The organism is Pectobacterium sp. 1950-15, assembly GCF_037136835.1.
In the GTDB taxonomy this organism is placed as follows: domain Bacteria; phylum Pseudomonadota; class Gammaproteobacteria; order Enterobacterales; family Enterobacteriaceae; genus Pectobacterium.
On the sequence record NZ_JBBBQR010000010.1, the window covers coordinates 169,208 to 193,888 of the forward strand.

18 protein-coding genes and 1 riboswitch are annotated in these 24,681 nt (G+C 53.4%); of the genes, 7 read left to right on the plus strand and 11 right to left on the minus strand.

Annotated features, from left to right (window positions below):
- Nucleotides 1-74: 74 nt before the first annotated feature.
- The 3 genes from rapA to WCT94_RS13340 form a co-directional block, all read right to left on the minus strand.
- Nucleotides 75-2,978, minus strand: coding sequence for an RNA polymerase-associated protein RapA (gene rapA / locus WCT94_RS13330; RefSeq protein WP_336869938.1), 2,904 nt, complete (start codon nt 2,976-2,978; stop codon nt 75-77).
- A gap of 185 nt (nt 2,979-3,163) precedes the next feature.
- A complete protein-coding gene (locus tag WCT94_RS13335) occupies nt 3,164-5,530 on the minus strand; it encodes a DNA polymerase II (protein WP_336869939.1) in 2,367 nt (788 codons plus the stop codon).
- Nucleotides 5,531-5,772: 242 nt separating this feature from the next.
- Nucleotides 5,773-7,353 carry a sensor domain-containing diguanylate cyclase gene (locus WCT94_RS13340; RefSeq protein WP_336869940.1) on the minus strand — a complete coding sequence of 527 codons (1,581 nt, stop codon included), beginning with the start codon at nt 7,351-7,353 and terminating at the stop codon, nt 5,773-5,775.
- A 429-nt stretch (nt 7,354-7,782) separates the two neighbouring features.
- On the opposite strand from WCT94_RS13340, the gene WCT94_RS13345 reads away from it, so the two are divergent.
- On the plus strand, nt 7,783-8,553 hold the full coding sequence (locus tag WCT94_RS13345; RefSeq protein WP_336869941.1) for a DedA family protein: 771 nt from the start codon (nt 7,783-7,785) through the stop codon (nt 8,551-8,553).
- A 35-nt stretch (nt 8,554-8,588) separates the two neighbouring features.
- On the opposite strand, the gene ilvN is transcribed toward WCT94_RS13345, so the two are convergent.
- Entirely contained in the window at nt 8,589-8,900 is a 312-nt protein-coding gene (gene ilvN, locus WCT94_RS13350) for an acetolactate synthase small subunit (protein ID WP_039517747.1), read from the minus strand.
- A 5-nt stretch (nt 8,901-8,905) separates the two neighbouring features.
- Nucleotides 8,906-10,570: an acetolactate synthase large subunit gene (gene ilvB / locus WCT94_RS13355; protein WP_336869942.1), complete on the minus strand. Its 1,665-nt coding sequence runs from the start codon at nt 10,568-10,570 to the stop codon at nt 8,906-8,908.
- A gap of 693 nt (nt 10,571-11,263) precedes the next feature.
- On the opposite strand from ilvB, the gene WCT94_RS13360 reads away from it, so the two are divergent.
- Nucleotides 11,264-12,886 carry a family 43 glycosylhydrolase gene (locus WCT94_RS13360; RefSeq protein WP_336869943.1) on the plus strand — a complete coding sequence of 541 codons (1,623 nt, stop codon included), beginning with the start codon at nt 11,264-11,266 and terminating at the stop codon, nt 12,884-12,886.
- A gap of 4 nt (nt 12,887-12,890) precedes the next feature.
- Here the strand turns inward: WCT94_RS13360 and thiQ are convergent, their stop codons facing one another.
- The 4 genes from thiQ to sgrR all read right to left on the minus strand — a co-directional run bounded on the left by thiQ (nt 12,891) and on the right by sgrR (nt 18,027).
- Nucleotides 12,891-13,601, minus strand: coding sequence for a thiamine ABC transporter ATP-binding protein ThiQ (thiQ, locus tag WCT94_RS13365; protein WP_336869944.1), 711 nt, complete (start codon nt 13,599-13,601; stop codon nt 12,891-12,893).
- On the minus strand, nt 13,588-15,195 hold the full coding sequence (gene thiP / locus WCT94_RS13370; RefSeq protein WP_336869945.1) for a thiamine/thiamine pyrophosphate ABC transporter permease ThiP: 1,608 nt from the start codon (nt 15,193-15,195) through the stop codon (nt 13,588-13,590). The genes thiQ and thiP overlap by 14 nt, the downstream gene beginning before the upstream one ends.
- The gene (gene thiB, locus WCT94_RS13375; protein ID WP_336869955.1) at nt 15,171-16,154 is read right to left on the minus strand and encodes a thiamine ABC transporter substrate binding subunit; all 984 of its coding nucleotides are present in this window, start codon (nt 16,152-16,154) and stop codon (nt 15,171-15,173) included. The genes thiP and thiB overlap by 25 nt, the downstream gene beginning before the upstream one ends.
- An 80-nt stretch (nt 16,155-16,234) precedes the next feature.
- Nucleotides 16,235-16,331, minus strand: a riboswitch (TPP riboswitch).
- Nucleotides 16,332-16,368: 37 nt separating this feature from the next.
- Nucleotides 16,369-18,027 (minus strand): HTH-type transcriptional regulator SgrR, encoded by a 1,659-nt coding sequence (gene sgrR, locus WCT94_RS13380; protein ID WP_336869946.1) that lies wholly within the window; start codon nt 18,025-18,027, stop codon nt 16,369-16,371.
- A gap of 90 nt (nt 18,028-18,117) precedes the next feature.
- Between sgrR and sgrT the strand changes: the two genes are divergently transcribed.
- On the plus strand, nt 18,118-18,282 hold the full coding sequence (gene sgrT / locus WCT94_RS13385) for a glucose uptake inhibitor SgrT (protein WP_336869947.1): 165 nt from the start codon (nt 18,118-18,120) through the stop codon (nt 18,280-18,282).
- A gap of 381 nt (nt 18,283-18,663) precedes the next feature.
- Here sgrT and tnaA read toward each other — a convergent pair whose 3' ends face one another.
- Complete coding sequence (tnaA, locus tag WCT94_RS13390; RefSeq protein ID WP_336869949.1) at nt 18,664-20,064, minus strand: tryptophanase; 1,401 nt, start codon at nt 20,062-20,064, stop codon at nt 18,664-18,666.
- A 96-nt stretch (nt 20,065-20,160) separates the two neighbouring features.
- The gene (gene tnaC / locus WCT94_RS13395) at nt 20,161-20,271 is read right to left on the minus strand and encodes a tryptophanase leader peptide (protein WP_039501496.1); all 111 of its coding nucleotides are present in this window, start codon (nt 20,269-20,271) and stop codon (nt 20,161-20,163) included.
- Nucleotides 20,272-20,807: 536 nt separating this feature from the next.
- On the opposite strand from tnaC, the gene WCT94_RS13400 reads away from it, so the two are divergent.
- The 4 genes from WCT94_RS13400 to WCT94_RS13415 all read left to right on the plus strand — a co-directional run bounded on the left by WCT94_RS13400 (nt 20,808) and on the right by WCT94_RS13415 (nt 24,643).
- Nucleotides 20,808-22,427 carry a methyl-accepting chemotaxis protein gene (locus WCT94_RS13400; RefSeq protein ID WP_336869950.1) on the plus strand — a complete coding sequence of 540 codons (1,620 nt, stop codon included), beginning with the start codon at nt 20,808-20,810 and terminating at the stop codon, nt 22,425-22,427.
- Nucleotides 22,428-22,637: 210 nt separating this feature from the next.
- Nucleotides 22,638-23,474 carry an AraC family transcriptional regulator gene (locus tag WCT94_RS13405; protein ID WP_336869951.1) on the plus strand — a complete coding sequence of 279 codons (837 nt, stop codon included), beginning with the start codon at nt 22,638-22,640 and terminating at the stop codon, nt 23,472-23,474.
- 126 nt (nt 23,475-23,600) lie between these two features.
- A complete protein-coding gene (locus WCT94_RS13410; RefSeq protein WP_182100544.1) occupies nt 23,601-24,335 on the plus strand; it encodes an AzlC family ABC transporter permease in 735 nt (244 codons plus the stop codon).
- The gene (locus WCT94_RS13415) at nt 24,332-24,643 is read left to right on the plus strand and encodes an AzlD domain-containing protein (RefSeq protein WP_103160829.1); all 312 of its coding nucleotides are present in this window, start codon (nt 24,332-24,334) and stop codon (nt 24,641-24,643) included. The genes WCT94_RS13410 and WCT94_RS13415 overlap by 4 nt, the downstream gene beginning before the upstream one ends.
- The last annotated feature ends 38 nt before the right edge of the window (nt 24,644-24,681 follow it).

The window sequence follows — 24,681 nt, forward strand, 5'->3', positions numbered from 1 at the left end:
TATCTCGGTTTTGCAAACAACGTGTCTTTATAACAGCGGTATGAGGTTTATGCCTATACCGCTGTCGGAAACGTTTACTGGTGTGTCACCACAACCAGACGGATAGCATCCAGACGCCAGTTGGCCTCATGGAGATTACTCAGCACCTGCTCACGCTGATTTTCCAGCGCAGTCAGCTCATCTTCACGAATGTTAGGGTTGACGGCTTTCAGCGCTTCCAGACGCTCCAGCTCGCGGCGCAATTGCAGGTCAGCCTGCTCCTGGGCTTCGGTAATGAGCTGGCGTGCCTGCGTTTCGACTAATGCTTCCGCCTGTTGCAGCATCGCGTGAACGTCGGCCTGTACCGCATTTACCAGCTTGCTGGACGTATGACGGTTTACCGCGTTGAGCTGGCGGTTGAAGCTCTCAAACTCAACCTGTGCTGCCAGATTGGTCCCTTTACGATCCATGAGCAGGCGAACCGGCGTTGGCGGCAGGAAACGGGTCAGTTGCAGGTGCTTAGGCGCTTGTGCTTCGACAACGTAAACCAGCTCAGCCAGCAGCGTGCCGACCGGCAGGGCTTTATTTTTCAGCAGCGACACCGCACAGCTTCCGGTATCGCCGGACAGCACCAGATCGAGCCCGTTACGGATGAGCGGGTGCTCCCAACTGATAAACTGCGCATCCTCGCGGGAAAGTGCCTGATCGCGATCGAAAGTGATCGTGCAGCCATCCTGCGGCAGGCCAGGGAAATCCGGCACCAGCATATGATCGGATGGCGTCAGGACGATCAGGTTATCGCTGCGATCTTCCTGATTGATGCCAACAATATCAAACAGGTTCAGCGCGAATGTCACCAGATTGACGTCATTATCCTGTTCGGCAATGGCCTGCGCCAACTGCTGGGCCTGCTCGCCACCGTTAGAATGCATTTCCAGCAGACGATCGCGGCCTTGTTCAAGCTGCTGTTTCAGGTTGTCGTGCTGTTGGCGGCAGGTGTGAATAAATTCATCCAGTCCTTGCTGTTCACCAACGGTCGTCAGTCGCTCGATCAGCTGTGCATGGTGCGCATCATAGATGGTGCGGCCTGTCGGGCAGGTGTGCTCAAACGCATCCAACCCTTCGTGATACCAGCGTACCAGCATGGCCTGCGCGGTATTTTCCAGATACGGCACCAGAATCTGAATTTCTTTTGCCTGCCCGATACGATCCAGACGGCCGATACGCTGTTCCAGCAGGTCGGGGTTGAACGGCAAATCGAACATCACCAAATGGCTGGCAAACTGGAAGTTGCGGCCTTCGGAGCCGATCTCTGAACAGATCAGCACCTGTGCGCCTTCTTCTTCGGAAGCAAAATAGGCGGCAGCGCGGTCACGTTCCAGAATCGACAGCCCTTCATGGAAGACGGCGGCGCGGATCGCTTCACGCGTACGCAGCACTTGCTCCAGCTGTAGCGCCGTGGCGGCCTGCGCACAGATCACCAGCACTTTTTCATCACGATTGGCGGTCAGGTAGTTCAGTAACCATTCCACGCGCGGGTCGAAGTTCCACCAGGTGGCATCGTCCCCTTCGAGCTGTTGATAAATTTGTTCCGGGTACAGCATGTCGCGGGCGCGAACTTCCAGCGTCTTATTCGCGTTCATAATGCCGGACACTTTAATGGCCGTTTGGTACTGTGACGGCAGCGGCAGGCGGATTTGATGCAGGATACGCTGCGGGAAACCTTTAACTCCCTGACGCGTGTTACGGAACAACACGCGGCTGGTGCCGTGACGATCCATCAGCATGGCGATCAGTTCCTGACGCGCTTTCTGATTGTCATCGCTGTCGCTATTGATGGCTTTCAGCAGCGGCTCGATATCCTGTTCGCCCAGCAGATCGCTCAGTGCATTCAGTTCAGCCGTCTGGGCTTTTTCGCCCGCTAACAGTAGCGTGACGGCATCGGCGACCGGACGGTACTGCTGCTGTTCGGCGACGAACTCCTGATAGTCGTGGAAACGGTTGGGATCGAGCAGGCGTAAACGTGCAAAGTGGCTCTGCTGACCAAGCTGTTCCGGCGTCGCGGTTAACAGCAGAACGGCCGGTGTAGCGCGTGCCAGCGTTTCAATAGCCTGATATTCCGGGCTGGGGCTTTCTTCGCTCCAGACCAGATGGTGGGCTTCATCCACCACCAGCAGATCCCAGTCGGCGTTGACGAGCTGCGCAAAGCGCTGGGCGCTGCGCTGCACAAATCCCAGTGAGCAAATAACGAGCTGTTCGGTTTCAAACGGGTTGCTGCTGTCCAGCTTGGCTTCGGCATAGCGCTCGTCGTCAAACAGTGAGAACAGCAAGTTAAAGCGGCGCAGCATTTCGACCAGCCACTGATGTTGCAGGGTTTCCGGTACGATAATCAGCACGCGACTGGCACGGCCCGCCAACAACTGCTGGTGGATGATCATACCGGCTTCAATGGTTTTTCCCAGACCGACTTCGTCTGCCAGTAAAACGCGTGGCGCATGACGCTGGCCGACTTCATAAGCGATATGAAGCTGATGCGGGATGAGGCTGGCACGCATGCCGCGTAAACCGACCTGTTGCTGTAGCGCCTGCTCGTTCTGGTGTTTGCGGGCTCGGTAGCGCAGGGCAAAGCGATCCATACGATCGATCTGTCCAGCGAACAGGCGATCTTGCGGTTTATTGAACGTCAGTTTGCTGTCCAGAAAGACTTCACGCAGTTCCGCCGACGTTTCATCGTCCAGGCGTTGGCCGCAATACACCAGCAACCCTTTTTCTTCTCGCACGTCATCAACTTTGAGCTGCCAGCCTTCATGGCTGGTGACGGTGTCGCCGGGGTTGAACATCACGCGGGTGATGGGGGCGTCGCTGCGGGAATAAAGTCGGTTTTCACCGCTGGCAGGGAAAAGCAGCGTTATCATACGCGTATCGACGGCAACAACCGTTCCCAGTCCAAGTTCGCTTTCCGTATCGCTGATCCAGCGCTGACCAAGTGTAAAAGGCATAAATTCTTAGCTCGATTTTCGTCTGTGTCGGGGGAATGTCTGATTACATTATCGGGTGCCGATAATGCTGCTGATGCAAATTCAGAAAGGGCGTTATGGTAATGGATGACGGTGCGTTCGTCACCCCTCAAACTTGCTGTACCGCGAATTAACACCTTTCGTTAAAAAACATGAATACGCGTCATTTAAAACAGACCCATCTGGCCTGTTACCAGTGTAGCAAAATCATCATGCAGGAAAGGAAGAATGGCGTCCGCGACTGGCTGGAGCTGGCGTTCGACATAATGCTGATAATCCAGCGGTGAATGCCGGGTTTCCAGCGGTTCGGGGCCGTTGACGGTCATCACATAGCTGATCCAGCCGCCGTTTTGGTATTGCAGCGGTCGGCCTTGCTGGCGGTTATAGTCATCGGCGATTTTTGCGGCTCTGGCGTGGGGCGGCACGTTGCGCTGGTAGTCATCGAGTCGGCGACGTAGCCGTTTGCGATAGATCAGCAGATCGTCGAACTCCCCGTTCAGGGTGCGATCGACATAATCCCGCAGCCACTCTTGATAAGGCTGCTGCTGAAAAATCAGCAGATAGAGCTGCTGCTGAAACTGTTGCGCCAACGGTGTCCAGTCGGTCCGCACGGTTTCCAGCCCTTTGAATACCATTTTTTCGCCTTGTGGCGTGTCGATTAGCCCGGCGTAGCGCTTTTTGCTGCCTTGCTCGGCACCGCGAATGGTGGGCATCAGAAAGCGGCGAAAGTGCGTTTCAAACTCCAATTCCAGCGCGCTGGTTAACTGCAAAGTGTCTTGCAGGTGCTGTGTCCACCATTGATTAACGTGCTGCACCAGCGCGTTGCCAATCGTTGTCGCTTCTTCTTCGCGATGCGCGTGTTTCAGCCAGACGAACGTGGAGTCGGTATCGCCATAAATGACCTGATAGCCTTGTTCCTCGATCAGTTCGCGCGTTTTACGCATGATTTCATGGCCGCGTAGGGTGATGGAGGAGGCGAGACGCGGATCGAAGAAACGGCAGCCTGTGGCACCCAGCACGCCGTAAAAGGCATTCATGATGATCTTCAACGCCTGCGACAGTGGTTTGTTGCTGGTGCGCTTCGCGGCTTCGCGCCCTTGCCAGATTTGCTCGACAATCGCGGGAAGGCAGTGCTGTTCGCGGGAGAACCATGCGCCGCGAAATCCGGGGACGGCGTGCTGCGCGTCTGGATTTTGTGTTCCCGCTGCCAACCCGACTGGGTCGATCAGAAAGGTGCGAATGATGGAAGGGTAGAGGCTCTTGTAATCCAGCACGAGCACCGAATCATACAGGCCGGGCCGCGAATCCATCACAAATCCACCGGGGCTGGCTTCAAGCGCGACGTCGCCCAGATTCGGCGCAACGTAGCCCATGCGGTGCATGCGCGGTAAATAAAGGTGGGAAAATGCTGCGACGGAACCGCCGCTGCGGTCAGCCGCCAGCCCGGTGACGCTGGCACGCTCCAGCAAGAACGGCAGCAGCTCGGTTTTGTCGAAAATACGTGTGACCAGCTCACAGTCTTGCAGGTTATAGCGAGCAAGTGCCGGTTTATCTTCGGCAAAGCGGCGGTCGATTTCGTCCATTCGCTGGTAGGGCGTGTCGATGGCTTTGCCTTCTCCCAGCAGCGACTGTGCGACGAATTCCAGACTAAACGAGGCAAAATTCCACGTCGCGGACTTGAGCGCTTCAATGCCGTCGATAATCAAACGGCCGGTGGTACTGGCAAAGAAGTGCCCCTGTTTAAAGCCGTGTTCCCGCCACTCCAGCGCTTGCCCGTTACGCCCGAGCTTGAGCGGAATGTTGTAGCGCTCGGCATGCTTCTGTAAGACGCGCAGGTCAAACTGCACCAGATTCCAGCCAATGATCGCATCGGGATCGTGCTGCTGCATCCAGACATTCAGCTTTTCCAGCAGCAGTGGGCGGCTGGCGACGTACTCCAGAGTAAAATCCTCGTGTTCGGCAGGTGTGCCGTTCGGCGGGCCAAGCATGTAAACCTGACGCTGCCCGCAACCTTCCAGCCCGATGCAGTAAAGCTCGCCGTGGCGGTTGGTTTCGATATCCAAAGACACCAGCCTGAGTGTCGGGCGGTAATCGGGGTTAGGTTTCATGCGAGCGTCCGTCAGCAGGCTACCTGACGTGGGCGTACCGCTGAACCACACGGGCGCGGTGATAAAGCGCTCCATCAGAAAACGTTCCGTCGGGCGAATATCCGCTTCGTAAACCTGAACGCCGCCTTCACGCAACAGTTTCTCCAGTCGCATCAACTGCCGGTATTGTGGGCAGTATAGCCCCAGCAGCGGCTGATGGTGGAAATCCTGCATGGCGAGTGGTTTTAACTGCCAGCGTTTTTCCTGCTGTAAGAGCGTTCTTGCGCGAGCTTCCTGCTGAGCGGGAATAAAGGCTACGGCCTGCTGTGGCGGCAGACGTACCAGCAGCGGGCCCTCATTGGTGGCCAGCCAGAATTCAACCTGCGTACCCGCTGGCGTGTCATTCCAGTGGCGGGTCAGTAGAAACCCCTGACGAACCTGAGTCACTAAGCGGCCTTTTATCGCGAGCGGGATTAAGGAAAGATGGTAGGGGTAAGTATGGTTATTTATACAGTTGATGTCCAGCCTCTAGCGACATCACCTGTATACCCGTCATACTTCAAGCTGCTTGTGCGTTGGCTGCCCTTGCTCACCCCAGTCACTTACCTGAGTAAGCTCTTGGGGATTCGCGCAGTTGCCGCCTTCATGCAACTCGAATTATTTAGGGTATATAATAAGGTGAAAATGGATTACTGCTCGTTGCCGGAGGCAGACACCACGCGGTTGCGGCCTTCCTGCTTGGCTTGATACAGGGACTCATCTGCCAGCTTGAAGGTGCGTTCGATCGACATATCGCTGACGCCCGGTTCCCACAGGGCAACGCCTAATGAGATGGTAATATTGCCCACGACAGGAATGGTCGATTCCTCCAGGCGCTGCCGTAGCCGTTCAGCAATGCTGATCGCGACGTCGAGATGCGTTTCCGGCAGCAGGATCAAAAACTCTTCACCGCCGCTGCGGCACAGGATGTCGGAATCGCGTGAGCTGGTGCGAATCAGCTGTGAGAGATAGCGAATAACGTTATCGCCGACATCGTGGCCGTAGGTGTCATTGATGCGTTTGAAGCGATCGATATCCAGCGCGATGACCGCAAAACTTTTCTGCCCCATCTGCCAGTAGCGGAGAACACTATCCAGCCCACGGCGATTGAGCAGTTCGGTCATCGGGTCTGAGTGTGCCTCAGAACGTAACTTACCAATTTTGCGCTGAAGTAAATCGATACCCAGCAGCATGGCCTGTTTAAGCTGTGAGGCCTCGAAATACCAGGAGTGAATATTTCTGATGTCGTCGGAAACGTCCGTCGCATCCATCTTATTGGCGCTGCGCGCCAGTAGCCACAGCGGTTGAGCGATGAGCCGCGCAAGCAGCCAGACGCAGAAGATAGTTAAAAGCGCCAGAGGGAGCGTGTGGCGCAGCACATTTAGCATCAGGCCATCCAGCGGTTTCAGCGTAATGTCGGTTGGTCGGAGCGCCACAATCTGCCACTGTGAGGTAGATTCAACGGCGTAACCCGCTAACATCTTCTCACCCAGATAGTTCAGCATATGCTGACTGCCATTATTCTCATGCCGTGCGTCGATCTCCAAATTATTGGTCTCTATTTTACCAATTCGCTCGATGTCGCGGTGATACAGCATTCGTTTGCTCTTATCGGTGACATAAATATAAGAACCGTCGCGGTAATAATGTTTGTCCAATAAGGTATTGAGAACGCTGGGCTGCTTAAGATAGATCGAACCACCGATAAACCCTTTGTAGCGGCCATCTCGCGTGAAGATCGGCGCAGATATCAGCACAATGAAGTTATTAGCGGCAGAGACATAGGGTTGGCTGATAAGCGGCTGTTTTTCTCTTAAGGCTTCGAGTGCGCCGTCTGTGGTCAGGCTTCTCCCGATTAATTGAAACGTATCGGGTGACGTGGCTCTGACGATGCCTTTTTCATCTGCAATGACGACAGAGTTGAAATTGCTGGTCTGTAGCCGCAGGCGGTCGGCTTCTTTAAGCAGGCTGGCCTTATCATCCATCTGGGTAGCGACGATATTGGCGCTGTAGGCTAACTGCTGCTGGGCTTCTTTAAAGAAGGAATGGGTCATCGCCGCGAGTTTGGTGGCGTAAACTCGGTTGGTTTCTAGCGTATTATCAATCAGGAGCTCTCGCTGGACGCGATAGCTGGCATAAAAACTGTTTGCCAGTGTTACCAATGCGCTCGCCACTGCCAAGAGTAGGATAAGACGTCGTAATCCGAAATGGTTGAGTAGTTTAAAAAACATAGTGGCAGTGTGGCACCGTGGCAAAAAATGACCGCTATCATAAGTGTTGAGGCCCGTCGGTGCAAAAGAATTGACCAGAAAACTGTGTTACTGAAGTGGTGCTAACGGCTTGAATTGGAAAATGATATTGCGTGTATCCTGATAAGAGGAATAGTTGATATTTATCAAAACGTACACGCCTTGTGCACCCGCAGGCGGTGATCGCTTCAAGACCGGATAGATAAATAGCACTACATATTTTCAGCAGGATATTGCCGGGTTTTGTGCTAACAGACGGGGCTCACTGCCGCCTGAGAGACGGAATCAGACGGCAATTCAGTATGCTGGATTTTACATGAATCCGAATCGGGTGATGGGGTGAAATCAGGGGTTGACGACTTCTGCTATGATCCAGACAATCCTTGTTTTTATAAAATACGGGTAGGTTTTATGGAAGCGTGGCTGGATCATCTGGTTACCCAATCGTTAGCGTATTCACTGATCGCCGTCATGCTGGTTGCCTTTCTGGAATCTCTGGCTCTGGTGGGGTTGTTGTTACCGGGAACGGTGATGATGGCAACGCTGGGAACGCTTATCGGCAGCGGGCAAATGGGGCTTTACCCTGCGTGGGCGGCCGGGATTATCGGTTGCCTGCTAGGAGACTGGATTTCCTATTTTATTGGCATGCGTTTTAAGGCACCGCTGCATAACTGGTCCTTCCTGAAAAAATACCAGCCGTTATTGAATAAAACCGAATATGCCCTGTATCAGCACCCGATGCCGACGATATTGATCGGGCGTTTTGTCGGTCCGACGCGCCCGCTTATTCCGATGGTGGCGGGGATGTTAGGGTTACCGCCTTATAAATTTGCCGTGCCGAATATCATTGGCTGCCTGCTGTGGCCGCCAGCCTATTTCTTACCCGGTATTTTGGCTGGTGTTGCGATTGATATTCCTGCGGGGACGAATAGCGCAGAGTTTAAGTGGTTGCTGCTGATAACCGTCGTTGTGGTATGGGTTGCGGGCTGGCTAAACTGGCGCTGGTGGCGCGGCGATAAGCGTAAACATCGTGACTGGTTTAGCAGAAAAATGCCGCTCAGACGTTTGCGCTGGGTCGCACCCGTGGTGTCCGTGGCGGCGGTTGCAGCGCTGGTCATGCTGATTCAACACCCGCTGATGCCGGTTTACCGTCATCTGCTGTGGCAGGTGTTAAACGGCTGAGTGTGGGCAGGCCGGGAAAACCCCGGCCACGCCAGCTAGCAGTAAAACTCGGCGACCTGCTCGAAAATACGCATTTCTTCACCGTGACGGCGTACCTGAAGGACGTCCTCCAGTTTTTCCACCTGACTGATCATCTGCGGTAGTCGCTGGTCATCTTTGACCAGTAGCCAGATGCGGCTTTCTTCACCGTTGGCCAGCGGCATACACAGAATGCCTTCCACGTTAAATGCCCGGCGGGCAAACAGGCCGCAAACGTGTGACATGACGCCGGGGTGGTTGCGCACAGAGAGTTCTAGCGTAACCTGATTTGAAGTTGGTTGCGTTGACGAAGTTAGTTGAGTTGACATAGTCATTAATCTCCGATCATATCGATGTTCGCTGCGCCCGGTGGCACGATGGGTAAAACTTTCTCATTGGCGTCAATCAGTACGTGGATCAGCGCAGGACCCGGCTGATTGAGCGCTTCTTGCAGGGCGGCCTGCGGGTCGGCTGCTGCATTCAGATCGCAGGTTGCAAAGCCGAAACCTGCGGCAATCGCGAGGAAATTGGTACTGTAACGGTAATCGGCAGCGAAGATGCGCTGCTGGAAAAACATATCCTGCTGTTGGTGAACCAGACCGAGTGACTGGTTGTTCATCAGGACGATTTTTACGTTGAGCCCTTCTTCTGCCGCGGTCGCCATTTCTTGAATGTTCATCATCAGGCTGCCATCACCCGAGAAACACACCACGGTGCGATCCGGCTCGGCCAGCGCAGCGCCAATCGCCGCAGGCAGGCCAAAGCCCATCGTGCCAAATCCGCCGGATGTCAGCCACTGGCGCGGACGGCGCAGTGGATAAGATTGAGCCACCCACATCTGATGCTGGCCGACATCGGTGGTGATGATCGCATCATCCGTCAGCGCCCGCGCCGTGGCCTGCACCAGACCATAGTGGCTTAACGGATCGTCAGCATTTGGCATGCTGAACGGAAATTCCTGTTGCAACCCGCTAACGGTGGCGCGCCACACGTCACGCTGCTGCGGCGTAATATGCGGCAGCAACTGGTCCAGCGCCTGCGCGACATCCGCGTTGATCGCCACATGTGGCTGGCGGATCTTACCCAATTCTGCGGGATCGATATCGATGTGAATGATGCTGGCCTGCGGGCAAAACTGTTCTGCTTTACCAATCGCACGATCGTCAAAACGCGCACCCAGCACAATTAACAAATCTGCCTGCTGTAAGATCAGATTGGTTGATCGTGCGGCGTGCATACCCAGCATACCGAGCGACAGGGGATGATCGACGGGCATGGCACCCAGCGCCATCAGCGTCATGGTGGTTGGCAGGCTGGAGCGTTCCGCCAGTTGAACCGCCTGTTCGTGCGCGGCGCTGCTAATGATCCCACCGCCCAGATAGAGAACCGGACGCTGAGCCGCGTTAATCATGGCTGCAGCCCGCTCGATCTCCTGTTGAGCGATGGCGGGTGGCGTATCGAGAGGAAAGACGTCCGGCAGTTCATTCAGCTCGATGGTTGCGTTCTGAATGTCTTTTGGAATATCGATCCACACCGGGCCGGGACGACCCGACTGCGCGATGCGAAATGCTTCTGGGATCACGCGCGGCAGTTCGCTGATGTCGCGAACCAGATAGTTATGTTTGGTGACGGGAATGGAGATGCCATACGTGTCAACTTCCTGAAACGCATCGGTGCCGATCATGCTGGAAGGCACCTGGCCGGTGATACACACCAATGGGATCGAATCCAGTTTGGCATCGGCGATGGCAGTGAGCAGGTTGGTCGCCCCCGGCCCGCTGGAAGCCATACAAACCGCAGCGCGACCGCTGGCGCGCGCCATGCCTTGTGCCATAAATCCCGCCCCTTGCTCGTGGCGAGCCAGCACGTGGCGGATAGTCTTGCTTTGACCCAGTGCATCATATAACGGCAGGGCCGCGCCGCCGGGGATGCCCGCTACGGTGGTGATGCCCTGCTGTTCGAGCAGCCGAACAATTAACTGAGCGCCTGTATAACGCATGTTTACATCCTTCATCAGGGCCGGTGCGGTGTCGGAGCGGGGAGGGTAAAAACAAGAAACCCCGCTCGGCTGGCGCCGGCGGGGTTTGAGAATCTTCGATTCGGAACCCGTTACGGCGCGCTGCCGACGACGACCACGACTGCCACGCGCACGACGACGACCGCGTCAACATGCGCGGTGCTTAGTAGTGCCGAAGTGGAAGAAGAGTAGTGCGTCACGGGAATCCTATTTATGTTCTAGTGAATTATTTATGGCCGAATGTTGTGTTCGAATGAGTTATTCACTCGCCAATTCATATAAACACAGCAGCACAAAAAGACACAATACCTACAAGGTATAAAAACCGAATATGTCGAATTGGTCACAGTATACCCGTCATACTTCGAGTTGCATGTGCGTTGGCTGCGCTCAGTCACCCGAATCACTTACTCGAGTAAGTGATTCGGGATTCCCTCACTTGCCGCGTTATTCGGCCTATGGCCTCACCCCTTCGGGGTCAGCGCAAGCGCTGTTCAAAACGCTACGTTTTGTCCTGAAACTCGAATTATTTAGGGTATATATTGGTATTTCACCGCCCGATTACCGCTTGATTTTTCGCCGCAGAACCAGAGAAGCGTGACTGTTTTCACAATTGGAACAGGGTTTCAATGTTATAAATTATAAAATAATCATTGGGATAGTGGGTGGTGATAAATGGGTGTGTCCCGAGTAGTAGGGCAGAGCGTATTGAGCGGTATCTTACTGATGGCAATGGGTATCGGTCAGGCGATGGCCTGTCAGGCTGGCCCTGCTAACGAATGGAAACGGGGTATTGAACAGCAGCGTCAGGCGGATTTGGGCAATGGCTGTTATCTCAATCCGATTATTGCGGGCGATCATCCCGACCCTACGATTATCAAGGATGGGGATGATTACTACATGACGTTCTCGTCATTTGACGATATTCCCGGACTGCTGATTTGGCACTCGCGCGACCTGGTGAACTGGCAGCCGCTTGGCCCGGCGATTACGACGCCCGTTGACGCGATCTGGGCGCCGGATTTGGTGAAACATAACGGCAAATATTATATCTACTTCACCACCAACCGGATTATCGACGCCAAAGGGACGAAAAAGAAAACGCTGTATGTGATTACCGCCGATGATATTCGCGGCCCGTGGACGCCACCGAAGGATACGGGCTTGAAAAATCCGGCCAGCGATCCCGGTCATGTGGTGGGAGAGGACGGCAAACGTTACATCTTTATGTCTGGCGGCAATCGCGTGCAGTTAACCGATGACGGGCTGTCGACGGTCGGCGATATGGAGGTGGTCTATCAGGGGTGGCAATACCCGGAAGCGTGGGATGTGGAAAGCTTCTCGCAGGAAGGGCCGAAGATGCTGCGCCACGGCGACTATTTCTACATGGTGCTGGCGGAAGGCGGAACGGCGGGGCCGCCGACCGGACACATGGTGATTGCGGCGCGTTCCAAATCGATCAACGGGCCGTGGGAAAATTCCCCGCATAACCCGATTATTCGCACGCAGGATCGTTCAGAAAAGTGGTGGTCACGCGGCCATGCGACGCTGATCGAAGGGCCGGATAAAAACTGGTACATGGTGTATCACGGTTATGAAAACGGCTTTATGACGCTGGGGCGGCAGGCGATGCTGGAGCCGATCGTCTGGGGCAATGATGGCTGGTTTACGTCTGCCGGGTTTGATACCGGTAAACCGATTCGCAAACCGGCAGGGGGCGAAGCGGTGCCGCACGGTATTGGCTGGTCTGATAGCTTTACCGACGAGAAATTTCCGGCTCGCTGGCATTTTTACCGCGCCAATGCGGAAGAACTGAAACGGGTTACGCTCAGCGACGGCAAACTGTATCTTAAGGCAAAAGGCACATCGCCAAAAGACAGTGCGCCGCTGACGATGATCCCCGGCGATCAGGCTTACCAAATTGAGGTTACGGCGAATTTCGCTCCTGGCGCGCAGGCTGGCCTACTGCTGTTCTACAACGCGAAGCTGTATGTCGGGCTGTCGTTTAATCAGGATGGTACTGTCATGCACCGCTATGGGCTGGAAAGGGCGGAGAAGAAACTGCCGCACATTACAGGCAATGAGGTGCAGATTCTGATGAGAAACGATCGCCATATCGTGACGTTTTACACTCGAACGTCGGATCAGGAACCGTGGAAGAAATACCCGGTGCAGATGGAAGTATCCGGCTACCATCACAATGTCGCGTATGACTTCCTCAGCTTGCGGCCCGCCTTGTATGCGTCGGGTGAGGGAGACGTGACGTTCAGCAACCTGCGCTATCAGGCGTTGCCTTAACGTTTTAATCCGAGGACGGGCGTGAAATTCCCAGGATGGCGGCCGCATCGGCGCTGCCATCCTGTAGCGCCTGAGTCGGCCCGTCATAATAAATCTGTCCGTCCACGATCAGCACCGTACGTTTTGCGATCCGCATGGCATCATCCAGATTGTGGGACACCATCAACAGCGTGAACTCACGCTCCTGACACACGCTCTCAACCAGATCGAGCATCTCCTGACGCAGCGCTGGATCGAGCGCTGAGAACGGTTCATCCAGCAGCAGAATGGGCTGGTGCCGTACCAGACAGCGTGCCAATGCCGCGCGTTGGCGCTGCCCGCCGGAAACCTGTGATGGCAGACGATCCAGAAGATCCGCCAGACCGACCCGATCGGCGATCTGCCGTAACGTTTCATGCTGTGCGGCACTGAGGCGCAGGCCGGGATGGAGCCCCAGCGCGATGTTCTGCCCAATCGTCAGGTGAGGAAACAGATTATTTTCCTGAAACAGAATCGAAACTGGCCGCTTAGCGGGAGGCGTCTCGCGGTGAGGTTCACCGTTAAGCCGTAGTTCGCCGCTGTCAGCCATCAGGAAACCGGCAATCAGATTCAGCAGCGTACTTTTCCCTGCGCCGCTGGGGCCAAGGATGGCGATGCGCTCGCCCGGTTTGACGTGAAAATCAAAACGCATGGGCAAGTGCTGATAGAAGTAGGTCAATTTCTCAAGCGCGATCATGACGGCCTGCCAGTTTCTCAATCAGGGTAAATAATATAAAGCACAGCAGCATCAACAGCAGTGCCGTGACCGCACCGTCGGCGCTGCGATAGGAACCAATTTGCTGGTACAGGTAGAACGGCAGCGTGCGGAACTGCTCATTACCAAACAGCGCGATGACGCCAAAATCACCGAGCGACAGCACGCAGGCAAAGGCTAATGCTTGTGCTAACGGCTGCTTCAGTGCAGCCAGCTCGATCAGCTTCAGCCGCTGCCAGCCGCGAATATCCAGTGATGCGCAGAGTCGGTTGTAGCGCTCGGCAACGTCCAGCATCGGGTTCTCCAGCACTTTGATCGCATACGGAATTGCCATCAGTGCGTTGGTGAACACCACCAGCGCGTAGGGGGATTGTGGCAAGCCAATGCTGTTATTCAACAGCAGGAAAAAGCCGGTTGCCAGCACAATGCCGGGCATGGCAAGGATGAGCATCCCGCTCAGATTCATCAACTGCCCATAGAGCGGCTTCTGGCGTAGCTTGAGCTCGCGGCTGCTCCAGAGCAGCATCATGGTCAGCACCAGACACAGAAGCCCAGCGCCTAAGGCAATACGCAGCGAGGTAAACAGCGTTTGCCAGAGCACGGGCTGTTGCAGCACGGTAATCAGAGAGCGGTTCACGCCATCCACCACCACGGCCAGCAAGGGGGGGACGACCAGCAGCAGCAGCGCGCTAATTAACAGACTATCGGTGAGGCGGCTTAAAGCGCTGTCCTGCGGGTTGCGCCAAGTGAGCTGCTGTGTGCTGCCGACGGGCAGAATACGCCCCAGCCGCTGACTTAACAGCACCAAACCGAGACAGCAAACCATCTGAATTAACGCCAGCAGCGCCGCGCGACCCGGATCGTAATCAAAGCTTAATGCCTGATAGATAGCCAGCTCAATCGTGGTCGCCTGCGGGCCGCCGCCCAGCGACAGCACCGTCGCAAAGCTGGCAAAGCAGAGCATAAAAATCAGCGCGCCAGTCGGTAAAATTTGTCGGCGCAGGGCGGGCCATTCCAGCAGGCGGAAATGTTGCCAGCTGTTCATGCCCAGATTCGCAGCCAGTTGGCGTTGCTCGGTAGCAATCCCCTCCAGCGACTGCAACAGCAATCGGGTTGCCAGCGGCAGATTGAAGAACACATGCGCCAGCAGGATGCCCTGCAATCCATAGGGTGAAAACGTGTATTTCAGGCCAAACCCGCTCAGGGCAGAGGCTAGCCAGCCCTGACGTCCATACACGCTGAGCAGGCCAAAGACGGCAACCAGCACGGGCAGCACCAGCGTCATCGCGCACAGGCGCAGCAGCCAACGGTGGCCGGGAAAACGCCGTCGATACAGCGCTCTGGCGAGAAAAATGGCCGGAACGGTAGAAAACAGCGCAGAGAGAAAGGCTTGCCAGAAGGTGAACCGAATAACATGCCAGAGATAGCTGTCATGCCATAGCGTGCGCCACTGGCTGTCGGGCGCCTGTAACCAGAGTGCACCGAAAGCCAGTGCGGCAACGGAAATTAACAGCGTTGTGGCCAGTAGCCCCGGCCACAGACGTCCGCCGATTAGTGGCTGACGGCGCGTTGCCATGCCTGAATCCACTGCGTCCTTTGGTCAGCGACTTCCTGCGCGCTGAACTGCATGGCTTTTTCTGGCACCGCGAGCGTGGCGAAGCCCGCAGGCAGGTCAGTTTTAACGGCTGGGTACATCCAGTTCGTAGTGGGGATTGCCTGCTGGAAGGTTGGGCTCAGGATGAACTGCATAAAACGTTTTGCCAGTTCGGGATTTTTGCTGGAAGCCAACTGCCCGGCGATTTCAATTTGCAGATAGTGCCCTTCGCTGAAAGTCGCGGCTGCGTAGTTGTCTTTCTTCTCTTCAATGATGTGGTAGGCCGGTGACGTGGTGTAGCTTAGCACCAGATCGGCTTCCCCTTTCAGGAACAGACCATAGGCTTCGCTCCAGCCTTTGGTGACGGTAACGGTTTTCTTCGCCAGTTTCTGCCAGGCTTGCGGCGCCTCATCGCCGTACACTTTCTGCATCCACAGCAGCAGACCTAGTCCCGGCGTGCTGGTACGTGGATCCTGATAGATCACTTTCCACGGTTCGTTGCTCTCCACCAGCTCATGCAGGCTTTTCGGCGGGTTCTTCAGCGTGTTTTTGTTATACACAAACGCGAAATAGCCGTAGTCGTAAGGGACGAACGTCTTATTGTTCCAGCCGCCTGGCACCATGACGGCGCTGGTGTTCTGATTGTGCGGCGCAAACAGACCGGTTTGCTCCGCTGCCTGCAACAGGTTGTTGTCCAGCCCCAGAATGATATCCGCTTTGCTGTTCTTGCCTTCCATTCGCAGGCGATTCAACAGCGAGGCACCATCTTCCAGCGCGACGAAGTTCAGCTCGCACTCGCACTCTTTTTCAAATGCGGTCTTGATGACAGGGCCAGGGCCCCACTCGGAAGCGAATGAATCATAGGTATAAACGGTAAGCGCAGGCTTGGCGAATGCCGAAGCAGAGATCAGTAACAGGCAAGGCAGGCTGATTTTCAGCACGGTGGCTGAACGCGGTAGTAATTGATTTAACACTTTGCACTCCTGAGAATCATAGGGTGGCAAAGGACTTTGAGGCAGCAATAAGCCGCACTCTCAAATCCCTTCGCCGGTATTAACCGGATCAGGTTCGACGGGTATTTTCTCAGCGAAAAATCTTCCGCACCCCGTTGAGAACGGCACATTGTAAAGGGTTAAGCCGCGCAGCGAAAGGCTATCAGCGTTCCGGCGGCGCGAACCAGGCAGATTTAAAATCAAACCAGCCCAGCATATTCATCCTGACGCCACGCATACTGCGCTGTCCCTGAAGTTGCAGCCAGTGGTGCAGCAGAGGGTGCAGTTGACCGCTGGCGATCAGTTTTTCACACCACTCTGCCATCGGTAGCGTCTGGTTACGCCACTGTTGCGCGTCCGCGTGCAGATCGTCATTCAGACAGTGCTGCGCCAGCGGGAGTTCGTAGAGCATCGCGAACAGGGAGAATTCGATCGGTAGGTAACAATTCAGGCTACCAAACCAGATATCGCTGTCGGCATTGCCCTGATACCAGTCTTCGTAGCTGACCGTCTGAATATGCAACGTGACGCCATGTTGTGCCAGCAGCGTGCGCATAATCTCACTTAATATCCGGTATTCAGGGTGGGCCTGATAGAACGTGAGCGTGACGTCCGTCAGCCCTTTCGGAATGGATTGCGGGACATCGGGGTGGTGATGGTGCCAGCGCGGCAGCAGGCTGTAGGCGGGCGACCAGTCACGCTGGTTGCTGGTATTGGCGTGGTTGAGTAGCGAAATGGGGTTAAATATCTGCCTGAGCCATCGCTGAGCTTCCGGCCGTGATGCTAACGGCGAACGCTTGTCGAACAGCAGGAAATAGCCGCCTTCTTCCATCCGGCTTTCCAACTGTTCGTGACGAGAATTGTCAGACTGGAGTTGGATAGAGACCGGCATTTCTTCCGGCTCGTCGGGCAGGACCCAGATATTGACCTCATCAATCAGCGCCCGATAGCCAAAATAGTCATCGAAGGCGCGAATTTTCAACTGATTACTGTTATTGCGCACCACGGCATAAGGGCCGGTACCAATTGGGTGCTGGGCAAAATCGGGTAGCGTTTGCCACTCTTGCGGCAAAATCATGGCGTGCACGCTGCCTAATAACCACGGTAGCCAGTTATCCGGGCTGTTTAGCCGAATATCAATCACGAAGGGCATTGGCGAGGTGACGCTTTCAATATGAGAAAAAAGCGGGAGCGGAATAAGACGAGAGAGTGACGTGGTGATGTCGTCCATTGTGAGCTCTCGTCCATGATGAAAACGGATAGCCGGGCGCAGATAGAAGCGCCAGTGCAGAGAGGAGACCCTTTGCCAGTGATGAGCCAGGTCGGGTTCAACTTCCCCATTTTCCTCATTTATATTGGTAAGACCGCTAAAAATTTGCCGCGCAATATGCATTTCCGAACGGCGCAGCGCCGAACCGGGTTGCAGGTTGCGTAATGGGCGGTAATAGAGAATCCGCAGAATATGTTTTCCCTGCCGGAAACTCCGTCCAAGATGGGCAAGTAACATCTGGCGTACCGCTTCTTTATCACCGACCAACTGCACCAGTTGCTCAATGCGATCCTGTTCCAGCAGATCCTCGGCACGCTGCTGCTGTAGCGCTAATCCGGTATACACAAACGATAGCTGCGAGCGTTTTCCCCTGCCAGCTTCAGCCTGCCAGACGAGCCAGCCTTCCTGCTGCATCGCGTTCAGCAGTGAGCGGATATGGCGGCGGGAACAATTCAACACTCCGGTTAGCTCTTGCAGCGTGGTGTCGGTAGTTTGCCCCTGAAAGTGCTGCCATAGGCGGATGAACTGTTGTTGCAATCGAGGGGAAGACATAAAAGAGGAACTCCCTGCGCTAAAGTCATCAATTTATCTTTCCCTATATTACGTCGATACTTTCCAACAAGGAAAGAGAGGAGGTGGCTTATGGCGATTTCCCGTTTGTATCGGTTCTATCAAACCTACTTATCGACCTGTAAAGCGACGTGGTTTCGGTGGATGTCTACCCAACAGCGCATCGCATTATTGCAGCAGGCGACGCAGTGGCACCTGAAAGACATGTCTGATGAAGAGTACCGTCATTGGCTCTAGGTGGTGCGAAACAATTTATTCTGAGTAAAACAATGTATTCTGAGTAATGGTGATATTTCACCAGCCAGCGAGTTTTCTCGCTGGCTTTTTTTATGGTGTTTACCTGCTGTCATGCATTGGGTTATCGCAGATAGTTTGTATGGCAAGGGGATATCAGTGGTGCTAGTCACGTAATGATTTGTTCACGTAATGGCTTGCCTTCGCTGAGCAGCGCACAATAGCGTGCCAATTCATCCCGCTGGCGGGCATTTCGTATCTGTAAGGCCAGATTAATCGTGGCAAGCTCCCGGGCGTTATCGGCTAACGCAAAAGAAAACGGCAGAACAAGACAGGAGAGAGAGCATGCCCGTAGAGAAAGGCATCGGGCATGCTGATGGCGGGCTATTCCACCGGTTTTAGGCGGGCGACAAAGTGGCGCAGTACGGGAGGCTCATAGGTGAAGGTTAGCCCTTGAATATCGCTGGCGCGGGCTTTCAATGCGATGAGGGCGTCTGCAATGTAGTCCATGTGGTCGTTGGTGTAGACCCGACGAGGGATGGTGAGGCGCAGCAGCTCAAGCGGTGACGCTTTCTGTTGCCCGGTGTCTGGATCGCGCCCCAGCAGAAGCGAACCGATTTCAACGCTGCGGATGCCAGCTTCCAGATACAGCGCATTGTTAAGTGCCTGCGCAGGGAATTGCTCGGGTGGAATATGAGGCAATAGCCGTGCGGCATCAACAAAGACAGCGTGTCCTCCAACCGGGTACTGAATCGGAATTCCACCGGCTTTCAGGCGTTCTCCGAGATAGGCGACCTGTCCAATACGATAGGCCAGATAGTCTTCGTCCATCCCTTCTTCCAGCCCGATGGCGAGCGCCTCCATATCTCGTCCAGCCAGTCCGCCATAGGTGACGAAACCTTCCATCGGAACGCAGCGAATGCGCACCTCGTTAAACAGGTCCTCGTCGCTGCGGAAACAGCACAGCCCCCCAATATTCACCATTGGGTCTTTCTTCGCGGACATCGTCAGCATGTCGCCGTATTCATACATTTCATGCACGATGGCTTTAATGGACTTATCCGCATAGCCCGCTTCGCGCTGCTTGATAAACCAGGCGTTTTCGCAGAAACGTGCCGAATCAATCACCACAGGGATCTGATGCTGTTGTGCAATACGGTAAACGTCGCGCATGTTGCTCATCGAGACGGGCTGCCCGCCCGAGCTGTTGCAGGTTACCGTGGTGATAATGGCGACGACATTCTCCGCGCCGTGCTGTGATATCACGCTTTGTAACTGGTCCAGATCGAAATCGCCTTTCCAGTCATAGGCCGTGTTCGTATCAAAGGCTTTTGGTGTGACGACGTTAATGGCCCGAGCGCCATTTAGCTCGACGTGCGCAGCGGTGGTATCGAAGTGGAAGTTGGAAATGAAGACCGGCTTTTTCGCGCCGCCAGCACGCTGTTTCTTGGCTATCAGACACGGAAATAAAATCTGCTCGGCGCCGCGTCCTTGGTGGGTGGGAATCGTAAACGGATAGCCCAGCAAGGTTTCGACTTTTTCACATAGATGATAGTAATTGCGTGACCCCGCGTAGGCTTCATCGCCCATCATTAAACCAGCCCACTGGCGGTCACTCATCGCGCCGGTGCCAGAATCAGTCAACAGGTCGATGTAGACGTCTTCGCTACGCAGCAGGAAAGGGTTGTACCCCGCCTCTGTCAGCGCTTTTTCACGTTCCGCCTGGGTTGTCATGCGGATATTTTCTACCATTTTAATGCGGAACGGTTCAGGAATGCGTTTCATGCCATAGATCTCCAGAAAAAAGAATTCCGTCGCGACACGTTATGTGACGCCGAAATAAGGAATGCAGGAACAGGAAATGATCAGCGTGGCGCTGATTCAGGCATGAGGCGGACGAGGGAAATCATTGGTGAGGCGATGGTCGATGTTAAACCAGGCCCGGCAATCGCCAGAGATGCTTAAACGGTAACGCTGAATAATGCGTGCCATAGGCTCCTCTCACTCATTGAATCGCTAACGTTCAGCATAGTATGTCGGCGGAAAAATACCGTGATCAACACGACAACCCGGCCTGTGACTTTTATCAGTGTGTGAGAGCCTCGTTAGCCCCGTGCGTGGCGTGGTGTTTTTATATTCCGAGTGTACGAATAATAAACTAGTCAGTAATGTTGAATATCAGAGGGTGTTTGATTTCAGGAAAATAGAATGAATTCACTTATCACTTTTTACTTCTATAATTAATATTACTGTAATAATAGTGACTAGGATAATTCACTAACATTATGTGATAGTTTATTTTTTGAATGATTTTTAGTTGAAATGATTATCGTTGAAATGACGTTTTTTCGTGATGACGATCTTATAGATAAAATTATTTTTTAGAGGCCACTATTTTTCTTCTTGTATTTAACGCAGATTGTCACAATCTTTAAATATTATGTAACATGCGGCGGAATGTTATTTTTCCCCTGCTTGCCTGCAATTTACTTCACAGCAATTTTTTGAATAACCCGATGGATGTAAAAATGAGCGATGTCCCTTACCAGTCAATAGCGATTTACGAAAAACCAGAACCCCAGCATTCCGCTTCCGGGGTGCATAACATCAAACTAACGCCACTCTTTGTCGTTGTTTTTTCTGGTGTTCTATTACTTTTTGCTTTGGCGATATCCACATCATCGTATTTTCTTAAGCAGGCTGAGCTGTCGTTAAATGACTCTACGCTGGAATTGAATGTGCGAATGGAGTTAGTGGATAGTGCGAATCACATGCGTGCAGCGCGTATGAATTTGCTCCATGCCGTGAATCATTTACGCAATGGTCTTACTGATAACTATAACGCCAGTATGAAAGCCGCAGAAGAGCGCCTGTCGCTGTCTCAGCAAATGTTTAATGGGTATCAAAATAGATCGGCTCGTTCTGATGTTGAGCTCGCTCGTGATAATGAATTAAAAGCGCGTTATAGCGATTATGTTGAGCGCGGAATCAAACCCATGTTTGATATCGCAAAGAAGGGCAATGTTGAAGAGCTCAATGCGTTTGAGTCGACGGTGATGTCTAAATTAGATGATGACTATGATGTGCCGTTGAAAGCGTCTTATCTTTATCGGGTTGAGATGGCAAAAAATATTAATGTGACGGCAGAAAGGAATTCCACCCTGGGATATACGCTCATGACGGGTGCTTTTATTTTAGCCATCGTATTAACGGGCATGACGTTCTTATTAATTCGTCGGGTCATTATTAACCCAGTACAGTATTGGGTGTCACGCATACAGGCGATTGCGCATGGGGACTTAACGCGCGCGAGTGTGGATGTGGGAAGAAATGAAATCGGTATTCTGGGGAACAATATCCAGCAAATGCAGGATTCACTCTCCGAAACGGTTGGTTCGGTACGCGACAGTGCAGAGTCTATTCACAGCAGTTCGACGAAAATTGCCGTCGGTAATACGGATTTGTCTGCACGAACGGAACAGCAGGCTGCCGCGCTGGCGGAAACAGCGGCCAGTATGGAGCAGCTTACGGCTGCGGTGAAGCAGAATACCGATAACGCACACCATGCCAGCGAGGTGGCGACGGAGACCTCCGCCAAAGCGGTGAACGGCGGCAACATTGTGGAACAGGTTGTAGGATCGATGGCGGACATTGCCAGAAGTTCAGACAAAATTTCTGAGATTATCGCGCTCATTAACGGGATTGCATTCCAGACCAATATTCTGGCACTGAATGCGGCGGTTGAAGCTGCCCGAGCGGGTGAACAGGGCAAAGGCTTCGCGGTAGTCGCAGGAGAAGTGCGTAATCTGGCGCAGCGCTCGGCTAACGCCGCAACGGAAATTGCCGCGCTGATTAAAGAATCCGAAACCAGAGTGACGGAAGGAACGACGCTGGCATCCGAAGCGGGTAAAGCGATGGCCGAGATCGTCTCTGAAATTAATAATGTTACCAGGATTATCAATGAGATCGCGCTGGCGTCTGATGAACAAAGCAGCGGTATCAATCAGGTGTCGTTAGCGATATCAGAAATGGATCGGGTCACGCAACAGAACGCAACGCTGGTGCTGGAGGCGTCCTCGTCAGCCTCCTCGCTGGAGCAGCAGGCTGAACGGTTGAATCTTGGGGTATCTCGGTTTCATTTGATGTAATCCGAGTGATAAAAAGCCCAAGCGGTAAAAAGACAAGCATCATCATCTTAATGGCCAGCGGCTTTGTCGCTGGCTTTTTTTCGCTGTTCTTTCCAGCATGGGGATATGAATCTGCTTCTGATAGAATCAGTGAACAGGTGCGTTGTTTCTGGCTGAAGTTTCTCCTTCTCTGCCAGAGCAATTTTGTACAAACGATAAGAGGGTCAACGCGTGCATAAAAAGCCGGTGGTGCAAGAGCAGACACACTTCAGACATCTGGAGGCGCTCGGCGGGCTGGATATGTTGCAGGCGCAGTACTATCAGCAGCGCTTTCCCCGTCATGTGCATGATACGTATTGCATCAGCGTGATTGAGCAGGGCGCTCAGCGCTTTTATCGCTCTGGCGCAGAGCACGTTGCGCCCAAAGGCGACATCATTCTGGTGAATGCGGACGATGTGCACACGGGGAGTTCTGAGGTCGAAACTGGCTGGGCCTATCGTGCTATTTATCCGCATCCCGACCTTTTTCGCTCGATTAATCAGGATCTGCAACGCGCAAAGGATTCGATTCCGTGGTTCCCCGACGCCGTGGTTCATGACCCAGGACTGTCGGAGCAGTTGCTCATGACGTTCAATATGCTTGCCCAGCCGGGCAATTTGTTATTGAAAGAAACGCTGCTGTTGTCGTCATTAACCTGGCTGACGATGCGCTATAGCAAGACGCGCCTGACGCCACAGATGCTGCCCGTTGCGACCCAAAATATACTGAATGTTAAAGCCTTTATGGACAGCTATCCCGAGAGAGAGCTGGCTCTCGTTGAATTGGCCGCGTTGGCCGAACTCAGCGTGTGGCACTTCTTACGACAGTTTAAAGCGGTGGTGGGGATTACGCCTCATGCCTATTTGATCCAGGCTCGTCTGCGCAAAGCGAAGGCATTGTTGCGTAAAGGCGATGCGATCCTCGATGTTTCCGTTCGGTGCGGTTTTACCGATCAAAGCCACTTTCATCGTCATTTCAAAAACTCTTTGGGGCTGACGCCGGGTGAGTTTGCTAAAGGTAACTTGTAGATATTACCCACTTCCTATGTTGAATATAAAATCTCACCATTAACGGCAAGCAACTTTATCCAATACTCTTAAAAAACGTTTTGTTAATTTTTCACTATCGATTTATTTATGGTAGTGCACTGTTATATGGAAAATACCGTAGCTCGTTCATCGTCTGCATCAAAAGATACCATTAGCCCGTGGAAGCACTTTATGACCGGCGTGGTTGAGATGCTGCCGCTCTGTTTATCTGTAGTACCCTGGGGCATTCTGGCTGGTTCCATGGCAATCCAATCGGGATTATCTGTCGGGCAAAGTATCGGGATGTCCGCGATTATTTTCGCGGGAGCGGCGCAGCTCGTCTCGTTAGGCTTGCTTATGTCCGGAGCGAATGTTGCGACGCTATTAATCTCCGTTTTTTTTATTACCGCACAACACCTGATATATGGCCTGACGCTGCGTGAATATGTTTCAACGTTGAAATTAAGAAAACGGCTTCCGATCGGATTTTTATTATCGGATGAGCTTTTTGCACTCAGCGAAAAGAAAGACAGGAAGAACAACGTTAGCACGAGTTATTTAATCGGTGCGGGTTTCACCTTTTATATTTTTTGGAATATCTTCAGCATTCTTGGCGTGGTCATGGCGTCTTCTGTGCCTGATTTAGATAAGTATCATCTTGATTATTCTATCGTTGCCACGTTCATCACCATTGTCGTACCGATGATAAAGAAGATCAGTACCTTCTCTGGTGTCCTGTTTTCTCTGCTGTTGTCGATGCTATTGACCTATTTCAAGATAGAGGGTGCCATCGCTATCGCCGGTGTCGGCGGCATGTTTTTCTCTGTGTTCATCGCGTCAGTGCTTAAGGAAGAAAAATGAGTTGGTTATTGATATTCGTTCTGGCAGGGATCGTGTTTTTTAATCGCTATATCTTTCTCGAACCCGCTGTGCCGGTAAAAATTCCAGTTTTACTCCACCGGGCATTAAAGTATTCCGCGCCTTGCTTACTCACTGCGATTTGCGGCCCGATTATTTTAATGGATCACGGGGTGATTCGCGCATTTCCTGATAACCCGTATTTTCTCGGCGCAATTGTGAGTGTCGTGATTTCCTTTTTTATCAGAAATATTGTGGTTGCGGTGCTCTTGAGTATGCTGGCTTTTTATCTGATTGCCGCGTTGTTGTAATCAGCCCATTCTTCTAAAAGAAAAAGCCCGCAATAAAG

Excerpts from the sequence above, each read along its gene's own strand:
- WCT94_RS13400 (WP_336869950.1), top strand. The coding sequence starts at position 20,808 with ATGAGCGATGTCCCTTACCAGTCAATAGCGATTTACGAAAAACCAGAA.
- tnaC (WP_039501496.1), bottom strand. The coding sequence starts at position 20,271 with ATGGCACGCATTATTCAGCGTTACCGTTTAAGCATCTCTGGCGATTGC.
- WCT94_RS13345 (WP_336869941.1), top strand. The coding sequence starts at position 7,783 with ATGGAAGCGTGGCTGGATCATCTGGTTACCCAATCGTTAGCGTATTCA.
- WCT94_RS13340 (WP_336869940.1), bottom strand. The coding sequence starts at position 7,353 with ATGTTTTTTAAACTACTCAACCATTTCGGATTACGACGTCTTATCCTA.
- sgrT (WP_336869947.1), top strand. The coding sequence starts at position 18,118 with ATGGCGATTTCCCGTTTGTATCGGTTCTATCAAACCTACTTATCGACC.
- ilvN (WP_039517747.1), bottom strand. The coding sequence starts at position 8,900 with ATGTCAACTCAACTAACTTCGTCAACGCAACCAACTTCAAATCAGGTT.
- WCT94_RS13360 (WP_336869943.1), top strand. The coding sequence starts at position 11,264 with ATGGGTGTGTCCCGAGTAGTAGGGCAGAGCGTATTGAGCGGTATCTTA.
- WCT94_RS13410 (WP_182100544.1), top strand. The coding sequence starts at position 23,601 with ATGGAAAATACCGTAGCTCGTTCATCGTCTGCATCAAAAGATACCATT.
- thiQ (WP_336869944.1), bottom strand. The coding sequence starts at position 13,601 with ATGATCGCGCTTGAGAAATTGACCTACTTCTATCAGCACTTGCCCATG.
- ilvB (WP_336869942.1), bottom strand. The coding sequence starts at position 10,570 with ATGCGTTATACAGGCGCTCAGTTAATTGTTCGGCTGCTCGAACAGCAG.
- sgrR (WP_336869946.1), bottom strand. The coding sequence starts at position 18,027 with ATGTCTTCCCCTCGATTGCAACAACAGTTCATCCGCCTATGGCAGCAC.
- tnaA (WP_336869949.1), bottom strand. The coding sequence starts at position 20,064 with ATGAAACGCATTCCTGAACCGTTCCGCATTAAAATGGTAGAAAATATC.
- WCT94_RS13415 (WP_103160829.1), top strand. The coding sequence starts at position 24,332 with ATGAGTTGGTTATTGATATTCGTTCTGGCAGGGATCGTGTTTTTTAAT.
- thiP (WP_336869945.1), bottom strand. The coding sequence starts at position 15,195 with ATGGCAACGCGCCGTCAGCCACTAATCGGCGGACGTCTGTGGCCGGGG.
- rapA (WP_336869938.1), bottom strand. The coding sequence starts at position 2,978 with ATGCCTTTTACACTTGGTCAGCGCTGGATCAGCGATACGGAAAGCGAA.